At 68.9% G+C, this 16,400-nt stretch carries 23 protein-coding genes; 14 read left to right on the forward strand and 9 right to left on the reverse strand.

Annotated features, from left to right (window positions below):
• The first annotated feature begins 4 nt into the window (after positions 1-4).
• Positions 5-475 carry an FMN-binding protein gene (locus ACXJ3V_RS15695; protein ID WP_457101266.1) on the forward strand — a complete coding sequence of 157 codons (471 nt, stop codon included), beginning with the start codon at positions 5-7 and terminating at the stop codon, positions 473-475.
• The gene (locus ACXJ3V_RS15700) at positions 472-1,296 is read left to right on the forward strand and encodes an FAD:protein FMN transferase (RefSeq protein ID WP_457101267.1); all 825 of its coding nucleotides are present in this window, start codon (positions 472-474) and stop codon (positions 1,294-1,296) included. Before ACXJ3V_RS15695 ends, ACXJ3V_RS15700 begins: the two co-directional genes overlap by 4 nt.
• Here the strand turns inward: ACXJ3V_RS15700 and ACXJ3V_RS15705 are convergent.
• Both ACXJ3V_RS15705 and ACXJ3V_RS15710 read right to left on the reverse strand, forming a co-directional pair.
• Complete coding sequence (locus tag ACXJ3V_RS15705; protein ID WP_457101268.1) at positions 1,293-2,261, reverse strand: sensor histidine kinase; 969 nt, start codon at positions 2,259-2,261, stop codon at positions 1,293-1,295. The genes ACXJ3V_RS15700 and ACXJ3V_RS15705 overlap by 4 nt on opposite strands.
• On the reverse strand, positions 2,258-2,971 hold the full coding sequence (locus ACXJ3V_RS15710) for a response regulator transcription factor (RefSeq protein ID WP_457101269.1): 714 nt from the start codon (positions 2,969-2,971) through the stop codon (positions 2,258-2,260). The genes ACXJ3V_RS15705 and ACXJ3V_RS15710 overlap by 4 nt, the downstream gene beginning before the upstream one ends.
• 107 nt (positions 2,972-3,078) lie before the next feature.
• Here ACXJ3V_RS15710 and ACXJ3V_RS15715 point away from each other — a divergent pair, with 107 nt between their 5' ends.
• Positions 3,079-3,669 carry a pyridoxamine 5'-phosphate oxidase family protein gene (locus tag ACXJ3V_RS15715; RefSeq protein ID WP_457101270.1) on the forward strand — a complete coding sequence of 197 codons (591 nt, stop codon included), beginning with the start codon at positions 3,079-3,081 and terminating at the stop codon, positions 3,667-3,669.
• A 17-nt stretch (positions 3,670-3,686) separates the two neighbouring features.
• Here ACXJ3V_RS15715 and ACXJ3V_RS15720 read toward each other — a convergent pair whose 3' ends face one another.
• Together ACXJ3V_RS15720 and ACXJ3V_RS15725 are read right to left on the reverse strand one after the other, a co-directional pair.
• Entirely contained in the window at positions 3,687-3,986 is a 300-nt protein-coding gene (locus ACXJ3V_RS15720; protein ID WP_457101271.1) for a transcriptional regulator, read from the reverse strand.
• A complete protein-coding gene (locus tag ACXJ3V_RS15725; RefSeq protein ID WP_457101272.1) occupies positions 3,983-4,429 on the reverse strand; it encodes a hypothetical protein in 447 nt (148 codons plus the stop codon). The genes ACXJ3V_RS15720 and ACXJ3V_RS15725 overlap by 4 nt, the downstream gene beginning before the upstream one ends.
• Positions 4,430-4,588: 159 nt before the next feature.
• On the opposite strand from ACXJ3V_RS15725, the gene ACXJ3V_RS15730 reads away from it, so the two are divergent.
• The 8 genes from ACXJ3V_RS15730 (at position 4,589) to ACXJ3V_RS15765 (ending at position 8,573) form a co-directional block, all read left to right on the forward strand.
• Complete coding sequence (locus tag ACXJ3V_RS15730) at positions 4,589-5,575, forward strand: aldo/keto reductase (protein WP_457101273.1); 987 nt, start codon at positions 4,589-4,591, stop codon at positions 5,573-5,575.
• An 84-nt stretch (positions 5,576-5,659) separates the two neighbouring features.
• Entirely contained in the window at positions 5,660-6,094 is a 435-nt protein-coding gene (locus tag ACXJ3V_RS15735) for a hypothetical protein (RefSeq protein WP_457101274.1), read from the forward strand.
• Positions 6,091-6,291, forward strand: a complete 201-nt coding sequence (locus ACXJ3V_RS15740; protein WP_457101275.1) for a helix-turn-helix transcriptional regulator — start codon at positions 6,091-6,093, stop codon at positions 6,289-6,291. The genes ACXJ3V_RS15735 and ACXJ3V_RS15740 overlap by 4 nt, the downstream gene beginning before the upstream one ends.
• Positions 6,292-6,301: 10 nt before the next feature.
• Complete coding sequence (locus ACXJ3V_RS15745) at positions 6,302-6,865, forward strand: dihydrofolate reductase family protein (protein WP_457101276.1); 564 nt, start codon at positions 6,302-6,304, stop codon at positions 6,863-6,865.
• Between the two features lie 46 nt (positions 6,866-6,911).
• A complete protein-coding gene (locus tag ACXJ3V_RS15750; protein WP_457101277.1) occupies positions 6,912-7,259 on the forward strand; it encodes a DUF6804 family protein in 348 nt (115 codons plus the stop codon).
• 62 nt (positions 7,260-7,321) lie between these two features.
• Positions 7,322-7,651 (forward strand): PadR family transcriptional regulator, encoded by a 330-nt coding sequence (locus ACXJ3V_RS15755; protein ID WP_457101326.1) that lies wholly within the window; start codon positions 7,322-7,324, stop codon positions 7,649-7,651.
• Positions 7,648-8,061: a hypothetical protein gene (locus ACXJ3V_RS15760; protein WP_457101278.1), complete on the forward strand. Its 414-nt coding sequence runs from the start codon at positions 7,648-7,650 to the stop codon at positions 8,059-8,061. Before ACXJ3V_RS15755 ends, ACXJ3V_RS15760 begins: the two co-directional genes overlap by 4 nt.
• Before the next feature lie 212 nt (positions 8,062-8,273).
• Positions 8,274-8,573 (forward strand): DUF6804 family protein, encoded by a 300-nt coding sequence (locus tag ACXJ3V_RS15765; protein ID WP_457101279.1) that lies wholly within the window; start codon positions 8,274-8,276, stop codon positions 8,571-8,573.
• Between the two features lie 9 nt (positions 8,574-8,582).
• Here ACXJ3V_RS15765 and ACXJ3V_RS15770 read toward each other — a convergent pair whose 3' ends face one another.
• Complete coding sequence (locus ACXJ3V_RS15770; RefSeq protein ID WP_457101280.1) at positions 8,583-9,371, reverse strand: NAD-dependent epimerase/dehydratase family protein; 789 nt, start codon at positions 9,369-9,371, stop codon at positions 8,583-8,585.
• Positions 9,372-9,471: 100 nt separating this feature from the next.
• Between ACXJ3V_RS15770 and ACXJ3V_RS15775 the strand changes: the two genes are divergently transcribed.
• The 3 genes from ACXJ3V_RS15775 to ACXJ3V_RS15785 are packed head-to-tail and all read left to right on the forward strand — an operon-like array spanning position 9,472 to position 11,912.
• Positions 9,472-10,701, forward strand: coding sequence for an enolase C-terminal domain-like protein (locus tag ACXJ3V_RS15775; RefSeq protein WP_457101281.1), 1,230 nt, complete (start codon positions 9,472-9,474; stop codon positions 10,699-10,701).
• Positions 10,682-11,146 (forward strand): L-rhamnose mutarotase, encoded by a 465-nt coding sequence (locus ACXJ3V_RS15780; RefSeq protein WP_457101282.1) that lies wholly within the window; start codon positions 10,682-10,684, stop codon positions 11,144-11,146. Before ACXJ3V_RS15775 ends, ACXJ3V_RS15780 begins: the two co-directional genes overlap by 20 nt.
• A gap of 22 nt (positions 11,147-11,168) precedes the next feature.
• The gene (locus ACXJ3V_RS15785; protein WP_457101283.1) at positions 11,169-11,912 is read left to right on the forward strand and encodes a GntR family transcriptional regulator; all 744 of its coding nucleotides are present in this window, start codon (positions 11,169-11,171) and stop codon (positions 11,910-11,912) included.
• Positions 11,913-11,922: 10 nt separating this feature from the next.
• Here the strand turns inward: ACXJ3V_RS15785 and ACXJ3V_RS15790 are convergent, their stop codons facing one another.
• Genes ACXJ3V_RS15790 through ACXJ3V_RS15805 form a run of 4 tightly spaced genes read right to left on the reverse strand, consistent with a single transcriptional unit; the run spans position 11,923 to position 16,397 of the window.
• On the reverse strand, positions 11,923-12,768 hold the full coding sequence (locus tag ACXJ3V_RS15790) for an amidohydrolase family protein (RefSeq protein ID WP_457101284.1): 846 nt from the start codon (positions 12,766-12,768) through the stop codon (positions 11,923-11,925).
• Positions 12,761-13,699 (reverse strand): aldo/keto reductase, encoded by a 939-nt coding sequence (locus ACXJ3V_RS15795; protein ID WP_457101285.1) that lies wholly within the window; start codon positions 13,697-13,699, stop codon positions 12,761-12,763. The genes ACXJ3V_RS15790 and ACXJ3V_RS15795 overlap by 8 nt, the downstream gene beginning before the upstream one ends.
• On the reverse strand, positions 13,669-14,460 hold the full coding sequence (locus tag ACXJ3V_RS15800; RefSeq protein WP_457101286.1) for an RraA family protein: 792 nt from the start codon (positions 14,458-14,460) through the stop codon (positions 13,669-13,671). Before ACXJ3V_RS15800 ends, ACXJ3V_RS15795 begins: the two co-directional genes overlap by 31 nt.
• Positions 14,457-16,397: a hypothetical protein gene (locus ACXJ3V_RS15805; protein ID WP_457101287.1), complete on the reverse strand. Its 1,941-nt coding sequence runs from the start codon at positions 16,395-16,397 to the stop codon at positions 14,457-14,459. Before ACXJ3V_RS15805 ends, ACXJ3V_RS15800 begins: the two co-directional genes overlap by 4 nt.
• Positions 16,398-16,400 lie beyond the last annotated feature (3 nt).

Raw genomic sequence — 16,400 nt, forward strand, 5'->3', positions numbered from 1 at the left:
CCCTATGAAGAAGATCATCTACGGCGCGTTCGCGACCCTCGCAGGTCTGGTGCTGCTCTTCAGCTACCGCACCTCGGTCGGCGAAGCTCTGCCCACCGGTCAGTCGACGAACACGACCGGGACGACTTCGACCGGGACGAGTTCGACCGGGACGACTTCTACCGGGACCGATTCGAGCAGTACCGCGTCCGGGCTGACCGACGGCACGTTCACGGGCGCGGCGGCGAACACCCGCTACGGCGGGGTCGCGGTGCGGATCACCGTGTCGGGCGGGATGATCACGAAGGTCGACGTCCCGCAGTATCCGTCCAGCAACGGCCGCGACCGGCAGATCAACCAGCAGGCGATCCCGATCCTCGTGTCCGAGACGGTCTCCGCGCAGAGCAGCCGCATCGACATGGTCTCGGGCGCGACGTACACGAGCGATGGCTACCTGCAGTCGCTGCAGAGCGCCATCGACCAGGCGACAGCATGACCTCCGCCACTCCCGCGCGGCGTGCGTGGGTCGAGACCATCATGGGGACGGCGATCAGCATCCACCTGATCTCGGAGTCGGCGGCCGACCGGCCTGCGGTGGATGAAGCGGTGTCCGGATGCTTCGACCAGCTGCGTGAGATCGACCGGCTGTTCTCGACCTATCGCGCGGACTCGGACATCTCAAGGCTGCGACGAGGTGAAGCAGCGATGGCCGACCTCGACCCCCGCGTCGGCGAGGTCGCGGAGGCGTGCCTCCGGTGGGAACAGGCGACGGGCGGACGCTTCTCCGCGCACTGGCAGGGCTGGTTCGACCCGACCGGGTACGTGAAAGGCTGGGCGGTCGAAGCCGCTGCGCGCCGCCACCTCGCGCCGCTGCTGGCGGAGCCCGGAGTCCTCGCGGTCGGCGTGAATGCCGGAGGCGATCTGCAGCTGTTCACCGCAGACGGGGCGGACTGGACCTGGACGATCGGCATCGCCGACCCCGCACGACCCGGCGAGGTCGTCGCGACGCTGGAGGTCCGCAACGGCGCGGTCGCGACATCCGGCACTGCCGAACGCGGCGAACACATCATCGACCCGCGCACCGGCGAGCCGGCGCGGAGCGTGCTGAGCGCGACCGTCGTCGCGGACGGGCTCGCGGCGGCCGACGTATGGGCGACCACGGCGGTGGTCGCCGGGATCGACGACCTCTCCTGGATCGGCGAGTCCTCGACGCACACGGGCCTCGTGGTGGGGCAGGGCGGCACAGTGCGGCGCTGGCTCGGCGCCACCGAGGTCAGCACGACCGCAGCGGTCGCACCGGGCCCCGCGCTCGTCTAGGCCGAGGGGAGGACGAGGAGGAAGGTCGTGCCCTGAGGCGAGGTCGTCTCCACCGCGACCGTGCCGCCGTAGCGGGTCGCGACATCGCGCACCAGCGCGAGCCCGAGCCCGAATCCGCGCCGTCGCCCCGTCTCGCCGGCGCGGGCGAACCGCTCGAAGATGCGCTCCGCGTCGGCTTCGCGGATCCCAGGACCGTGATCGCTCACCCGGATCTGCACCGACCGGCCCGCCACGACGGCGGACACCCGGATGCCGCTGCCCGGCGGGGCATGCTGGATCGCGTTGTCGACCAGGGCGACACACAGACGGGTGAGCGTCACCGAGGGGATCGAGGCACGCAGCTCCTTGCCCGCGGCAACCTCGATCGCCACGTTGGCATCGTCGGCGAGGGGGGTCAGCGCCTGCACCGCGGACTCGAGACCGCGTCGCACGTCGGAGGGCTCCGCGGGGCCGGCGGCATCGCCTTCGGCGGACAGCAGAAGGTCGGTCAGCACGTCGTCCATCGTGGCCGCGTTGCGGCGCAGATCGGCGATCGTCTCGTCGAGGGACTCACCGCGGGTGTGGCGTCGCTGCACGATCTGAATCCGGCTCGTGAGCGCGGTCAGCGGCGTGCGCAGCTCGTGGCTCGCGTCCGAGACGAAGTTCCGCTGCGCCTGCAGCGCCTCGGCGAGCGGGCGCACCGAACGGCTCGCCGCCAGCCAGGCGACCAGGGCGAGCAGAAGAACGCCCACGATGCCCAGCACGATGATCCACGGGACGACCCGATCCACGTCCACGACGACGTGGTCGCCGTCGTGGTCCTGACCGCGACCGACCTCGCCCCGCTCCGGACGGGAGGTCACCAGGATCACCGCCACCAGGATTCCGACCCCGCTGGCGATGATGACCGCTGATGCCGCGGCGACCCACACGCCGACCGCTGTCGACGCGCGGCGCACACGGACGCGGTCCTCGGCATCCGTCACGTCGGCGCCCCGATGCGGTAGCCGTGGCCGCGCACGGTCTCGATCAGCTCCGGGGTCGACTTGCGACGGATGTAGTGCACGTAGGTGTCTACCGATCCGGGCGCGTCCGCGGCGGTGAAGACCGCGTTCAGGATCTCGTCTCTGGAGAAGACATGGTCAGGGCTCTCCGAGAGCAGGCCGATCAGCGACGTCTCCGTCTCGGTCAGCGCCACCCGCAGTCCGGTCGGGGAGTACAGCGACCACGACCCGGGCGTGAACAGCCACTCGCCCAGGTGCCGACGCTCACCCTCCGCGCGGTAGCCGCGCAGCAGCGCCCGGAGCCTCGCCAGCAGCTCATCGAAGTCGAAGGGCTTGACCAGATAGTCGTTGGCGCCGGCATCCAGTCCTTCGACACGATCGTGGATCGCGCCCAACGCGGTGAGCAGCAGAATCGGTGTCGTGATGCGCGCCGTGCGCACCGCCGCCACGAGCTGCGTCCCGTCCATTCCGGGCAGCCGCCGGTCGATGAGCATCAGGTCGTAGCGATGGCCGAGCGCCCGCGCGAGGGCCACCTTCCCGTCGGCGACATGATCGACGGCATAGGCGTCGGAGAGCACTTCGATGGTCATCTCGGCGATCTCCGGGTCGTCTTCGACGTACAGCAGGGACGGATGCGTGGACTCGTTCAGGATCGGTCCCTCCGCTTGACCCGCTCGACGTCTCCATTGCACAGCATGCCGTCCAAGAAAGCACCAAGGATCGTCGACCCGTGGGACCTTCGGCCCTGCGACCCTGCGCCGCAGGGGGTGGAGTGGACTCGAGCGAAGGAGCTCCAACCATGAACGATTCGAATCGAGGACCCCGCGCGCCGGTCGAGCGCCGATCGGTGCAGCATCTGTCGACGGCGGAGTGCTGGGAACTGGTGGAGGCCCGGTTCTTCGGGCGTCTCGCGGTCGAGGGTCTGGACGGCATGCCCGACGTGTTCCCGCTCAATTACACGGTGCATGACGGCTCGATCTACATCCGCACGGCGCGAGGCTCCAAGCTCAAGGCGATCTCGGTGCACCCCGTCGCCGCTTTCGAGATCGACGGTGAAGATGACGGCTTCTATTGGAGCGTCGTGCTGCGGGGCTCTGCCCGACGAGTGGCCATCGACAGCGAACTACATGAGTCGGGCGTGCTCGCCCTGATCTCGGCGAGCCCCACCAGCAAGCACGACTTCATCTGTGTGACGCCGGTGTCGATCTCGGGACGGCGGTTCGCGGTCGAGACGCAAGACACCGCGGCACCGCGCAATCCCCCGATCTGGCGGACACCCGTGAGTGCCCACGAGCCGACGCGACCGTACGAAGACACGACGACGCTGCCGGATGCCGGTCACCCCGCGTCGAAGCGGCCGACGCCGATCTCGCACTTTCCGCCTCGTTAGAGGCTGGATTCAGCACGTCACTCCGACAGCGAGGCCACGATTTCGCGGAGCGCGGCGACATGAGCCGCGTACGCGTCTCTGCCGCGCGCGGTCAGCCGAACCCACGTGCGCTGCCGGCCGATATTCGCGGCCTTGCGGATTGACACGTACCCCGCCTCGGCAAGGACCTTGAGGTGCTTGCTGACGACGGAGTCGGCGACGTCGAGGGCGTCACGTAAGGCCGAGAATTCGACGTCGCCCGAGATGGCGTCGAGCATCGCGAGGATGCGCAGCCGCTGCGGAGCGTGGACGACCTCGTCGAAGTGCGGCTCCGTCACGGTGCGACCCGGGACGCTTCCCATCGGCGGTTGAGGATCGCCGACCCGAATCCTGCGCTGAGTCCCCCCACCACGGCGACGAGAACGATGGTCCAGGCGGGCGCACCGGTGAAGTGAAGTGCGACCGCCGCGAGCACGGGCACGGCGGCAAGGACCGCGGACCATGCCCAGACCCACGCCGGCCACGCGCTGCCGGGCACCGATGTGCCTGTCGCGCGGCGATGCACGCCGATCACAACCCCCTCCGCCACGAGCACAAGGAGGATCGCCGGCAGGTACCACGACGTTCCGATTCCGAGACCGATCGTGAGGACGAGCACCGCGATGAGCACTCCGACGAGCGGGAAGTACCAGGTCGGCGTGCCGCTTCGACGCACGATGGCGGCGCGCGCTGAGGCGATCGTGTCGAGATCGTCAGCGAAGGAGTGGTCGTCAGTTTCCATGTTGGAAAGTGAATCACTTTCCAACATGGAAAGCAAGCGGTTCTGTCCGAACGGGGTTCTGTCAGTGACTCCCACAGGCGGGCCGCGATGCCTAGCGTGGAATCACGACGAGGATAGCGACGATCGTCGGCCAACTGACACCGAAAGGAAAGGCAGATCATGCACAGGAGAACTCTCGGACAGGGCCTCGACGTTTCGGCCATCGGCTTCGGCGCGATGGGGATGTCGCAGAGCTACGGGCCGAACCCCGGCGACCGCGCCGACATGATCGGCGTGCTGCGGTACGCCGTCGATCACGGGGTGACGCTCATCGACACCGCTGAGGTCTACGGACCGTACGACAACGAGGAGCTGGTCGGCGAGGCGATCGCCCCGATCCGCGATCGGGTGACGATCGCGACCAAGTTCGGCTTCCACATAGTCGACGGAAAGATGCAGGGCGTGAACTCGCGCCCGGAGCAGATCCGCCGCGCCGCGGAAGGATCGCTCACCCGCCTCGGAGTCGAGTCGATCGACCTGCTCTACCAGCACCGCGTCGACCCGAACGTCCCCATCGAAGACGTCGCCGGCACCGTCGGCGAGCTGATCCGCGAGGGCAAAGTGCGCCACTTCGGGCTCTCCGAGGCAGGCGCCGGCACGATCCGCCGCGCCCACGCGGTGACCCCCGTCACCGCGGTGCAGAGCGAGTACTCGCTGTGGACCCGCGACCCCGAGCCCGAGGTCCTGCCGACCCTGGCGGAACTCGGCATCGGGTTCGTCCCGTTCAGCCCGCTCGGCAAGGGCTTCCTCACCGGCACGGTCACCCCGGACGCGACATTCGCGCCCGACGAGATCCGCGCCCGAGTGCCCCGATTCGCCGCCGACAACCTCCGCGCCAACCAGGCGATCGTCGACCAGGTCCGCAGCCTCGCCGAGGCTCGCGGCGCAACCCCCGCACAGGTGGCGCTCGCGTGGCTGCTGGCGCAGCATCCGTTCATCGTTCCGATTCCAGGAACGAGACGGCGCGAGCGACTCGACGAGAATGCCGGCGCGACGTCCCTCGCGCTGTCCGCTGACGACATCGCCGACCTGAACGCGCTCGCCGATCGGGTCGGCGTCGCGGGCAACCGGTACGACGACGCAGGCATGGCCGCGGTCGGCCTCTGACCAGGCTGGACCCAGCGTGTAAAGCGTGCTTTACTTGGCTCGAGTAAAGCACGCTTTACACGTTGGAAGAGAGGGCTCGAGCCGATGAGCGATCACCCGGTGACCCGACGGGCGCCTGCGTCGCACTACCTGCTCGCGATCGCGTTCGGCGCGATCGCGACGATCGCGGTCGCGTTGGTGGTGGGCGCGACGAACCCCGACGACTTCTGGCTCGCTGCGGGGATCGGCGCGCTGTGCGCCGCCTACCCCTCCTTTTCGCTCGGCGCCCGGATCTTCGTCACGAACAACACGGCCACCCGTGATCCGCGTGGCGGGGAGAGCGTTGAACTGGCATGGATCAGGCAGGCGGCTGCCGGCGCTTTCATCGACGTCCTCTTGACGACGATCGTCCTGGCCGTCGTATTGATGGTCTATCGGCCGGACGTCGAGGCGCTGGTCGTCGTGCTCGCGCTGATCGCATTGAGCGCGGCCGACGCTGGCCTGCGCTACCTCGTGATCCGCCATCGCGCGCTGAAATGAAGAATAACCTCGCGGAGCGACGACTCGAGCGTGGCTGGACTCAGGCCGACCTCGCGACGGCGCTCGGCGTCTCCCGGCAGACCGTGATCTCGATCGAACGCGGGCGATTCGATCCATCGCTTCCGCTTGCGTTCCAGATCGCGCAGACGTTCCGCTGCCGCATCGAGGACGTGTTCACCGCAGCGGACCAGGGCTAGCCTGGGGCGCATGTCGAAGGTCATCTACTCGATGGGCGTCTCGCTGGACGGCTATGCCGAGGATGCGGACGGAGGTTTCGCCTGGTCGGCGCCCGATCCCGCCATCCACCAGCTCGCCAATGACCAGGCGCGCGCGGCGCGCTTCTTCGTCTACGGTCGTCGCCTCTACGAGACCATGGAGCCGTTCTGGCCGGCCGCCGTCGGTGACCCCTCGCTGTCGCCGGTCGAGGCCGAGTTCGCGCGCCTGTATTCGGACACACCTCGCATCATCGTGTCGGACACCCTCGAGGCGGTGGGGGAGAACTGCACCCTCATCCGGCGTGCTGATGCACGAGCAGAGGTGCAGCGGTTGAAGGCCGAGCCGGCCGAGGGGCACATCGACATCGGCGGCCCGTCGCTCGCCGCCTCCTTGATCGACCTCGTCGACGAGTTCCGGATGTGGGTCAATCCGCTGGCCGTCGGTGGGGGCAAGCCGTTCTTCCCGGCCGGGGTGCAGGTGCCGCTCGAGCTCGTGGAGTGCCGCCCGTTCGACTCCGGTGTGGTGTGGATGCGGTACGCGCGCGTCCGCGACTGAGGAAGGCCGGTCGGCCGTGGCGATGACCGCTCGGTACACTCGCACGGTGTCCCCAGCGCCCCCGCGAGAGCCGTCCCAGTACCAGCGGAACGCATTGGCCCCAGCGATCCTCGCCGCAGTCGCCTGCCTCGCGGGCATCGCCCTCGTGGGCCACGAGTACTACCAGGTGGTCCGCTACATCATCGCGATCCTCGCGGTCATCATCGGCTGGTTCGCCCTGCAGGCGCGGCAGTGGTGGTGGGTGCCGGTGATGGTCGCGATCGCGATCCTCTGGAACCCGCTCTACCCGTTCGAGTTCTCCGGCACGGTGTGGGATGGCGCGCACATCGTGGCCGCGGCGGCCTTCCTCGCTGCCGGGGCGACCATCAAGACGCCGCGCCAGACCACCGGCTGAGCGCCGCCCGCCTTCGGGTCAGGCTTGTGCTCTACCTAGCCCCTAAGTAGAATACGACCGTGATGACGAAGACCCCGAAGATGACCCTCAGCACCCAGCTTGTCCTGCGCGCTCTGCTGGTCGATCCCGCGGCCGAGCTCTACGGGGTCGAGATCGGCGCTGCTGCCGGTTTGCCGAGCGGAACCGTGCACCCGATCCTCGCTCGCCTCGAGGGGTTGGGCTGGGTCACCTCCCGTTGGGAGGACATCGATCCGTCGGTCGAGGGCCGACCGGCTCGCCGCTACTACGCGCTCGACGCCAAGGGTGAGACCGCCGCGCGCAGCGCTCTGGCCCGGGCTTATCAGTCTCGGCGTGCTCCGAGGGGCGCGCTGATTCCACAACCGGGGCAATGATGCACCCGACCAGGAGTGCCAGCGAGACGCCCCCGGCGCTCGTCCCCTCGTTCCTGGTCGAACTGGCAGCACAGGTCCTGCCCGGGGGTTCGAGGCGGAACCGCTACCTTCAGGAATTCCAGGCGGAGCTCTATGGGATGCCCACGCGGCGACAGGCCGCGTACGCGCTGCGAATTCTGGGGTCCTCGTGGTCGTTGCGTCGCGCGACCGCGAACCCCGACCCGGAGAGGAGGACCCTGATGACAATGCTGCGAAGCAAGCCCTTGCTGTGCCGGCTCAACATCCGACATCACTGGGAGTGGCAGATCAGCCCTGACGGCGGCCGCTACGAGCGCTGCACGAAGTGCGGCGAGGACCGATTGCCGTTTGGCTGGAACCTCGACTACCGCCCAGGTCAACGCAAGAGTTAGTGGCGATCCGCTCGCACTCCTTCGCGAATTGACGCGGGTCGCCGGATTTGCGGCGCTCGAGGCTCAGTGTCGGAGGACGGCGTCCTGAAGTCGGGTTTTCGAGGTGGTGACGGGCCGCCATCGGAGGGGGCGTCGCACCAGCTGGGGGCGCGGACTTCGGGGACGCCGTGGTTCATTCGGATCTTCCAGCCGCAGAAGTCGATGAAGCGGTGGTGGCCCCAGCGATCCTCGCCGCAGCCGCCTGCCTCGCGGGCATCGCCCTCGTGGGCCACGAGTACTACCAGGTCGTCCGCTACATCATCGCGATCCTCGCGGTCATCATCGGATGGTTCGCACTGCAGGCGCGGCAGTGGTGGTGGGTGCCGGTCATGCTCGCGATCGCGATCCTCTGGAACCCGCTCTACCCGTTCGAGTTCTCCGGCACGGTGTGGGATGGCGCGCACATCGTCGCCGCGGCGGCCTTCCTCGCTGCCGGGGCGACCATCAAGACGCCGCGCCAGACCACCGGGTGAGGGAATCCTTCAGAACGGCTCGCCCAGAGGATGGTGGATCCATCCCGCTCCCAGTTCGGTGATCCGGCCGGCCTGCGCCTCGGGCGCGAGGCGGGCAGCGAAGGCTTCGGCATCGTCGACCGGCACATATCCGATCTCGGCGCCCGCCGAGAGGTCGGCGAAGCCCCGCTGATTCGCGGAGAGGCCCCAGACCGTGTGGAAGCCCGGCTTCTCGAGCCTGGTGACGGCTGCGACGAGGCGCGCCAGATCGGCGATCGACAGCCAGGTGGACAGAGAGCGGATGCTGGTGGGCTCAGGTTCGACGGTCCCCAGTCGTGCGGCGACGACCGACATGCCGAAGCGGTCGGCGTACAGCTGGCCGAGAGCCTCCAGCACCACCTTGCCGACCCCGTAGTAGGTGTCGGGCCGGAAGGGCGGCACCGCCGTTCCCTCGACGGACGCCGGCGTGTGAAACCCCACCGCGTGGATCGAGCTCGCGAGGAGCACGCGTCGCACGCCGGCGCGGCGGGCGGCTTCCAGCACCCCGCGCCCGCCGTCGATGTTCACGCGCAGGATGTCAGCCCACGGCATCTCCCCGGCGAATCCAGCGAGATGCACCACGGCGTCCGCCCCGGTGAATGCGGCCGTCAGGGCGTCGACATCCGTCACGGATGCTGTCACCGACCGCTCGGAGGGTGCAGGATCCGGGGGAGAAGCGATGTCCACGAGCGTGAGCTCGTGGCCCTCTGCGCGAAGGAGCGGCCGCAGCCGCGTCCCGACGCTGCCCGCGGCGCCGGTGAGGACGATCGACGATGGCATGGTGCCCTTCGGTGGCAGCTGGAGATTCGCATTGACACGCTTGCGATAATCGATAATAGTCGACAAGGTCAGTGCGCGCAGGTGCGATGAAGGGATTCTCGTGATCATCCAAGACGTCATCGTCACCGCGGTCGCGTTTCCCGATCCGCCTCTCCTCAACGCGGCGGGCGTCCACGAGGCGCTTGCGCTTCGCAGCATCGTCCAGGTCGTGGTGCGCGGCGGTGTGATCGGGCTGGGCGAAGGGTGGGGCGAGCGGGACATCGTCGACGCGCTGACGCGGGCGCGCGATGGCCTGCGGGGACTGAACATCTTCGACCTCGCCGCCATCGAGACGGCGGTCGGTCGCGCGATCGGCGAGGAGGGAGATTCTGCCGGGATCCGCAGGGCGGTCTTCGCGCCGATCGAAGTCGCCTGCCACGATGCTCAGGGCAAGCTTCTCGGCGTTCCCGTCAGCACGCTGCTGGGTGGCCGAGTCCGAGACAGGGTCGAGTACAGCGGCTACCTCTTCTACAAGTGGGACCGGCACCGGGACGCCGCAGAACCCGATCGATGGGGAGCGGCACTCGACCCGGCCGGCATCGTCCGTCAGGCCCGGGCGATGATCGATGAATTCGGATTCCGCTCCCTGAAGCTGAAGGGCGGCGTGTTCCACCCCGACGACGAAGCCGCAGCCATCGAAGCGCTCGCCGAGGCCTTCCCCGGCATCCCGCTGCGCATCGATCCCAACGGAGCGTGGTCGATCGAGACCTCCCTTGACGTGGCGGCGCGCCTGCGCGGGAAGCTCCAATACCTGGAGGACCCGACGATGGGCATGGCCGGGATGGCCGCCGTCGCCCGCGCGGCCGGCATCCCACTCGCGACGAACATGTGCGTCGTCGGCTTCGACCAGATCGCGGAGGCGGTGCGGACCGACGCCGTCCAGATCATCCTGTCGGACCACCACTTCTGGGGAGGGCTCCGCCGTACCCGCGAGCTGGGGATCATCTGCGAGACGTTCGGTCTCGGCCTGTCGATGCACTCGAATTCGCACCTGGGGATCTCCCTCGCCGCCATGACCCACGTTGCGGCGTCGATGCCCCGCATCGACTATGCGTGCGACACGCATTACCCCTGGAACGGCGCCTACGACATCATCAAGCCAGGCGCGATCGAGATCCGAGACGGGGCGGTGCAGGTCCMCACCGGTCCCGGCCTCGGCGTCGAGCTCGATGAGGACCGACTGCGCGAGCTGCACGGGGTCTATCTGGCGTCCGGAAGAACGCATCGCGACGACGCCGCCTACATGCGCGTGGCCCAACCCGATTTCGTCGATGTCCGACCGCGGTTCTGACGTGCCGGCCGCCGGGACTGCGCATGGCGCCCGCCATGCCCGCGACACGCTGAGGAGAACGATGAACCCGCCCATGGACAACTACTACGAGAGCTGCACGCAGCTGGCGCCCGGAGCGGCGGCGGATTACGAGGCCTTCCATCGAGCCGTTCCTCGACTGATCGATCGGCACCTCCGGCGCGGCGGTGTCGTGTCGTGGCAGATCTACCTGCGCGGCGACGTGCTCACGCACTGTGTCGTGAGGGATGGGCGTGAACCGATGCAGGCGGACCCCGAGGACGAGGCGATCAGCGCCTGGTGGCGCGAGCTGGTGAAGCCGTTCCTGGTGGAAGGATCATCGCCACCCGTCGAAAGGCCGCTGGGACGATTGATCTGGGACCTCGACTGGCCGACGCGCGAAGACCTCGAAGAAGCAGGCCGGAGCCCGAAACCGGCCGTTGGCTAGCGATTTTCGATAGACTCCGGGCGTGTCGGATCTTGGGGGAATGTCACTGGAGTTGGATCGCGGTCTGCTCTCGGATCGCATCTATGTGCTCGTGAAGGCGATGATCAAGGACTCGACCTTGAAGCCCGGCGAGCAGGTGGTCGAGTCGTTGCTGGCGCGACGACTCGGAGTCAGTCAGGCGCCAGTGCGAGAAGCGCTCAAGCGACTGGCGCACGAGGGCCTGGTCACGCAGGTGCGGCACCACGGCACATTCGTGGCCGAATTCTCCCCGCGCGAAGCCGAGCATGCCCGCATCGCACGAGTGGCGCTGGAGGGCCTGGCCGCGCGTTTGGCGCAGGGGCGCATCGACTCGGCAGTCAGAGCCGTGCTCCTCTCGATCATCGACCAGATGCACGCCGCGGCCGACCAAGGCGACATCGCGGCGTTCCGCGAACTGGACTTCGAGTTCCACAAGGCGGTGGTGCTCGCCGGCGGGAACGTCTACCTGCCGCGGATGTGGGACATCCTCGAGCCGAGTCTCCGATCGATGCACGTGCTGTCAGACCCCGCGTACGACGGCGATTGGCATGTCGTCGCCGACATGCACCGCGCCCTTCTCGAGGTGCTCGAGGGTGATGACCCAGAAGCCGCCGACGACCTTTTCAGCGCGCATGCCATCGGCATGGCCGGTCATCCCGAGCGACCCATGGGGCCCATCATCAACCGCTTCATCGCGGACCTGCACGCCGACCAGCCGGGCGCCGACCCGGCGCAGGCCGAACGCTGAATCGCCGGGCTTACGCGGGACCGTAGATCCGCTGTGCCGTGCGTCTCCAGATTGCCGCCGACTCGCTCGAGGTCAGCACCGGGAGCGCGCCGGCCGTCCGGTCGATGATCTCTGCGTAGCTTCCGACCCGCGTCGACATCGGCCAGTCGCTGCCGAACATGAGGCGATCGGGGCCGAGAGCGTCGACCGCGGCGTCGATGGCACCTCGCGCGGCGGCATCCGCCTCCGATCGCGTCTCATGCCGAGTGAAGACGCCGGAGATCTTCGCCGAGACGTGGGGGCTGCCGCTCAGACGCGCCAGAGCGGTCCGCCACTCCGGCGTCGGGGCGAGCGCGCCCAGCCCCAGATGGCAGAGCACGATCTCCAACCGCGGGTGCGTGGCGGCCAACTGCTGGACGACGGCGATCTGGTCGGGCCGGAGCAGCAGCTCCAGCACGATGCCCTGCTCCTCAAGACGTTCGAGCAGGCTGTCCAGGCCATCCAGATCCAACCAATGCGCAGCGCGGCGATGGAGCGGCAGGCGCACACCGGCCGGCACGATGCCGAGCCGGTCGACGGCCGCCTGCACCCGGCCAAGCCACGTCCCGGCAGCCGCCTCGTACTGAAGCACCACCCGGAAGGGAAGTGCAGTCTGCCCGCCCGCTTCACCGAACAGCCATTCCGCTTCCTCGGCCGACTCGCCGGCCTGCACCGCCACCGCCTGCACGACCGGGCGATCGCCGATCGCCGTCTGGAGATCGACGACCCGGTAGCGCGGCGCGAGCTCGGGCACGCCGGCGAGCCAGGGCAGGTCGAACCGGCTCGTGTCCCACAGGTGGACGTGCGCGTCGATGATCGGGGGCACGGCGTCAGCCATCGAGCTCGTTCCACAGCGCGGCCGGCACGACGGCGGTGGCGTCCGCCGCGAACTGCCGGACTTCGTCGGCTGTTCGCGCCCCGACCACAACGCCCGTGATGGCCGGGTGCCGCAGCGGGAAGCCGATGGCGGCGGCGGCGAGTCGCACCCCATGATCGGCGCACTGCTGCTTCATGGCGCGGGCCCGCGCGAGCTCATCGGCACGAGCGGGGCGATAGTCGTAGCGGGCGTCGTCGGCAGGATCGGCAAGGATCCCGGTGTTGAAGACCCCGGCCGCAATGACGTCGACGCCGTGCGAGGCTGCCGCCGGGAGCAGGTCCTCGGCGGCGGAATGGTCGAGGAGTGTGTAGCGCCCCGCGACCATCACCAGGTCGACATCCGACTCCGCGGCGAACCTCGCGAGCGGTGCGGAAAAGTTCATGCCCACGCCGATCGCTCTGACGACGCCCTCCGCGCGCAGCCGGAGCATCGCGGGGATCGCGGTCCGCAGTGCGAGATCGACGTCGTCGGGGTCGTGCAGGTAGAGCACGTCGATCCTGTCGACGCCGAGCCGGGCGAGACTCGATTCGAGACTGCGGAGCACGCCGTCACCGCTGAGATCCCCGATCGTGCGGACACCGACGCCGCCTGGCGGGACGACGTCGCCGTGCGCGTCGACGATCTGGCGGCCGACCTTGGTCGCGATCGCGACGCTGTCGCGGTCGACGCCCTCGAGGGCGCTGCCGAGCCGGCGTTCGCTGAGCCCGGCACCATAGTGCGGGGCCGTGTCGAAGAATCGGATGCCGGAGGCGAGCGCCGTCGCGACGGTCTCGTCGGCGTCGGCCTCGCTGACGGCGGTGAACAGGTCGCCGATCGGAGCGCAGCCGAGGCCGACGCCGGCGAGCAGTCCTTCGGGTGGGATCAGCGGGGCGAGCTGGTGGCCGAGCGCCATGCCTCGTACTCCTCGCGGGTCGCCGGGGTGAGGGGGTAGTAGTCGCTCAGCCGGGCGCCGCTGTCGAGGCGCTCACGGCTGAAGACCTCCCAGTCCTGGTGGTCCTTGGCGGATTCGCGCACATCCCGCGCGAGAGCCTGCGGGACGACGACGGGGCCGTCGTCGTCGGCGACGACGAAGTCGCCGGGCATGCAGAGCACACCGCCGACCGCGACCGGCACGTCGTAGGCCCAGGGGAAGAGCTCCGACTGCGAGGCGTAGTGCGGCGTGGTGCCGGTGCACCAGACCGGGATACCGAGTTCGCGGATGCGGCCGGCATCGCGGATGCGGCCGTCGACGACGATGCCCGCGCCGCCCTTGCGCTGGAAATAGCGGGCGAGGATGTCGCCGATGCATCCGGAGAAGGCGCTGCCATACGCCTGGATGACGAGCACGTCGCCAGGCTGCACCGTCTCCATCACGGCCCAGAGCGCCGTGTGGCGCTCGACGTATTCCTGCGAGAGCCCCGAGGCGAGGTCTTCTCGCTGTGGCATGAACTGCAGGGTGAGCGCCGAGCCGACCACCTTCTGGCCGGGCACGAGCGGGCGGGGCCCCTCGACGAACGTGCGACGGATGCCGAGCCCATGCAGCTTCGAGCAGGCGGTGGCCGACCCGATCTCCTGCATGGCCGCGAGTTCTTCCGCGTCCGGACGGCTCCACGCGCCGCCCCGGATCGGCAGGTCGACGGCGCGGGGCGGTGGGGCGGTCACCTGGTCGGTCATGATGGGGTCCCTTCGGTTGATGCTGGACGGGCGACGCGATGCCGCGGCGGTCTGATGGGTTCGGTGATGGTCAGCACGAGATCGGCGCGATGCGCGGGGGGAAGCTCTACGAGCAGGTCCGGCGCATCGACGGGCGACTCGGCCGTGACGATCTTCCCGGGCACCGAGGTGTACCGGACCGGGTCTCCCGGGTAGGCGGAATCGACCTCCCCGGTCGATTGCACGGTGCTGATGTCGCGCTCGCCGAACCGGCCAGGGCGGATCCGGATGCGGCGCGACTCCAGATTCGACAGGTTCACCAGTTCGATCGCAAGTCGATCGCCGTCGATCGAGGAGACGAGGGCCGCGACATCCGGTGGCAGCCCCGGACGCGCCAGGTCGGCGTCCTCGTAGCTGACCGCGACCAGCGGAAGCCCGCCGTTGTAGAGCACCTGCGGCGCGCCGGAGATGAGCTGGGTGAGCACCTCGGTCACGACCGGCTGCACACGCTGCCAGAAGTGGATGTGCATGGTCGCAGGGTCGGGATCCTCGGTCTGCATGAGCGCCACCCGGCGCGCGACCTGTCCGAGTGCCATCGAGAGCGCACGTTCGGGGTAGTCGGGGTTCTCGCCGGCCAGGAAGCTCAGCCACGGCAGGTCGTGACCGCCCTCCGCCTTGTCGCGGAACGGCTTGACCGCGGTGGGCGACTCGGGCTGGACGGCCATCAGCCGACGGAGGCGTTCGAGATCCCCGCGGTCTCGCGACACCCACCAGAGCCAGGTCGGCAGTTCGAGCGGGATCGGGCCGAAATCGAACCAGCCGCTGGGCCGGTACCGGTGCGGGACGAGCAGGGCAGGCGTCGCCGCGTCCTCGCCGAGACGGCTGAGCCAGTTGTCGCGGAGACTCATCGGGGTATCTGCGACGGATGCCGTGATCCCCGCCGCGACGACGGTGTCGAGTGGCACGCGGGCCAGCTCGAGATACCCATCGTCGCCGGTGACCAGCGCGGCGTTCGTCGCGCCGATCAGCGCGGCCATGCCGACGCAGGGAAGGCCGTGGGGCCAGGTCCAGCCGTAGTGGCCGCCATACCAGCGCCCATCCTGAAGCGATCCCACGATGCCGTCCGGGCCGACGTTGTCGGGGAGGAGCCCGCCGTTCGCCCTGGCCCGCTCGAGCCATCCATCGACATAACGCGTGATCCACGCGGCCGCGCGCTGATCTCCGTCATAGAGCCAGTGGTTCGCGACGAGACTCGTCGCCCCGAGATTGACCGCCACGTCTCCGTGCGCACGGCGGCGCATCTCGGCGCCCATGAGGTCTGCGTTCGCCGGATCCTCGAGGTCATCCCACGTGTCGATGCCGGGGATCCCCTCGAGCGGCAGCCCGTACGGCTTCATATTGAGCTGGCCGGCCGAATACGACTCCCACTCGTCGCCGACGCCCTCGAGCGCCCCGCGTGCGCCGTTGTGGGGAGCGAGGATCACGTTGGCTGCCGGGTCGTAGTTGCCCTTTGCCTGATCCAGATAGAGCTCGGCGAACCGGCGCGCACGCTCGCGAAACTCGGCGTCATCGGGGTCGGCGGCGCAGAGAGCGTAGAAGAAAATGAGCGATTCGCCCTGGTGGAACCAGTCGTAGCCGTTCTCGTACTCGTCGGTGAGCATGCCCGCTTCGGTGAGCTGTGCGGTGACCCCACGCCAGTGGTGTTTCGCTGCTTCGAGGATCTCGTGCCCGCCGCCGAGTGCGAAGAAGGACGGCCAGTTGAAGAACGGCTCGTAGAAGTCGTCCACCCCATCACGGCTCTCGAGGGGTCCGGTGTAGCGAAGGCGTCCATCGCTCTCGCAGTAGCGTTCCGCGAACCGCGGCCACGCCCGCTCGATCTCCTCGAACAGCCTCCGCTCCAGCACCGCCCAGGCGGGGATCTCCCGGAGGGGGGTGGTCAGGATCTCCCAGTCCGGCACGGG

This window comes from Microbacterium sp. P5_E9 (assembly GCF_054049175.1).

Bases quoted from the DNA above. Each gene is read 5' to 3' on its own strand.
- ACXJ3V_RS15760 (WP_457101278.1), top strand. From the start codon at position 7,648: ATGATGCACCCGACCAGGAGTGCCAGCGAGACGCCCCCGGCGCTCGTC.
- ACXJ3V_RS15795 (WP_457101285.1), bottom strand. From the start codon at position 13,699: ATGGCGCTCGGCCACCAGCTCGCCCCGCTGATCCCACCCGAAGGACTG.
- ACXJ3V_RS15740 (WP_457101275.1), top strand. From the start codon at position 6,091: ATGAAGAATAACCTCGCGGAGCGACGACTCGAGCGTGGCTGGACTCAG.
- ACXJ3V_RS15800 (WP_457101286.1), bottom strand. From the start codon at position 14,460: ATGACCGACCAGGTGACCGCCCCACCGCCCCGCGCCGTCGACCTGCCG.
- ACXJ3V_RS15790 (WP_457101284.1), bottom strand. From the start codon at position 12,768: ATGGCTGACGCCGTGCCCCCGATCATCGACGCGCACGTCCACCTGTGG.
- ACXJ3V_RS15730 (WP_457101273.1), top strand. From the start codon at position 4,589: ATGCACAGGAGAACTCTCGGACAGGGCCTCGACGTTTCGGCCATCGGC.
- ACXJ3V_RS15715 (WP_457101270.1), top strand. From the start codon at position 3,079: ATGAACGATTCGAATCGAGGACCCCGCGCGCCGGTCGAGCGCCGATCG.
- ACXJ3V_RS15745 (WP_457101276.1), top strand. From the start codon at position 6,302: ATGTCGAAGGTCATCTACTCGATGGGCGTCTCGCTGGACGGCTATGCC.
- ACXJ3V_RS15725 (WP_457101272.1), bottom strand. From the start codon at position 4,429: ATGGAAACTGACGACCACTCCTTCGCTGACGATCTCGACACGATCGCC.
- ACXJ3V_RS15755 (WP_457101326.1), top strand. From the start codon at position 7,322: ATGACGAAGACCCCGAAGATGACCCTCAGCACCCAGCTTGTCCTGCGC.
- ACXJ3V_RS15700 (WP_457101267.1), top strand. From the start codon at position 472: ATGACCTCCGCCACTCCCGCGCGGCGTGCGTGGGTCGAGACCATCATG.
- ACXJ3V_RS15780 (WP_457101282.1), top strand. From the start codon at position 10,682: ATGTCCGACCGCGGTTCTGACGTGCCGGCCGCCGGGACTGCGCATGGC.
- ACXJ3V_RS15695 (WP_457101266.1), top strand. From the start codon at position 5: ATGAAGAAGATCATCTACGGCGCGTTCGCGACCCTCGCAGGTCTGGTG.
- ACXJ3V_RS15770 (WP_457101280.1), bottom strand. From the start codon at position 9,371: ATGCCATCGTCGATCGTCCTCACCGGCGCCGCGGGCAGCGTCGGGACG.
- ACXJ3V_RS15735 (WP_457101274.1), top strand. From the start codon at position 5,660: ATGAGCGATCACCCGGTGACCCGACGGGCGCCTGCGTCGCACTACCTG.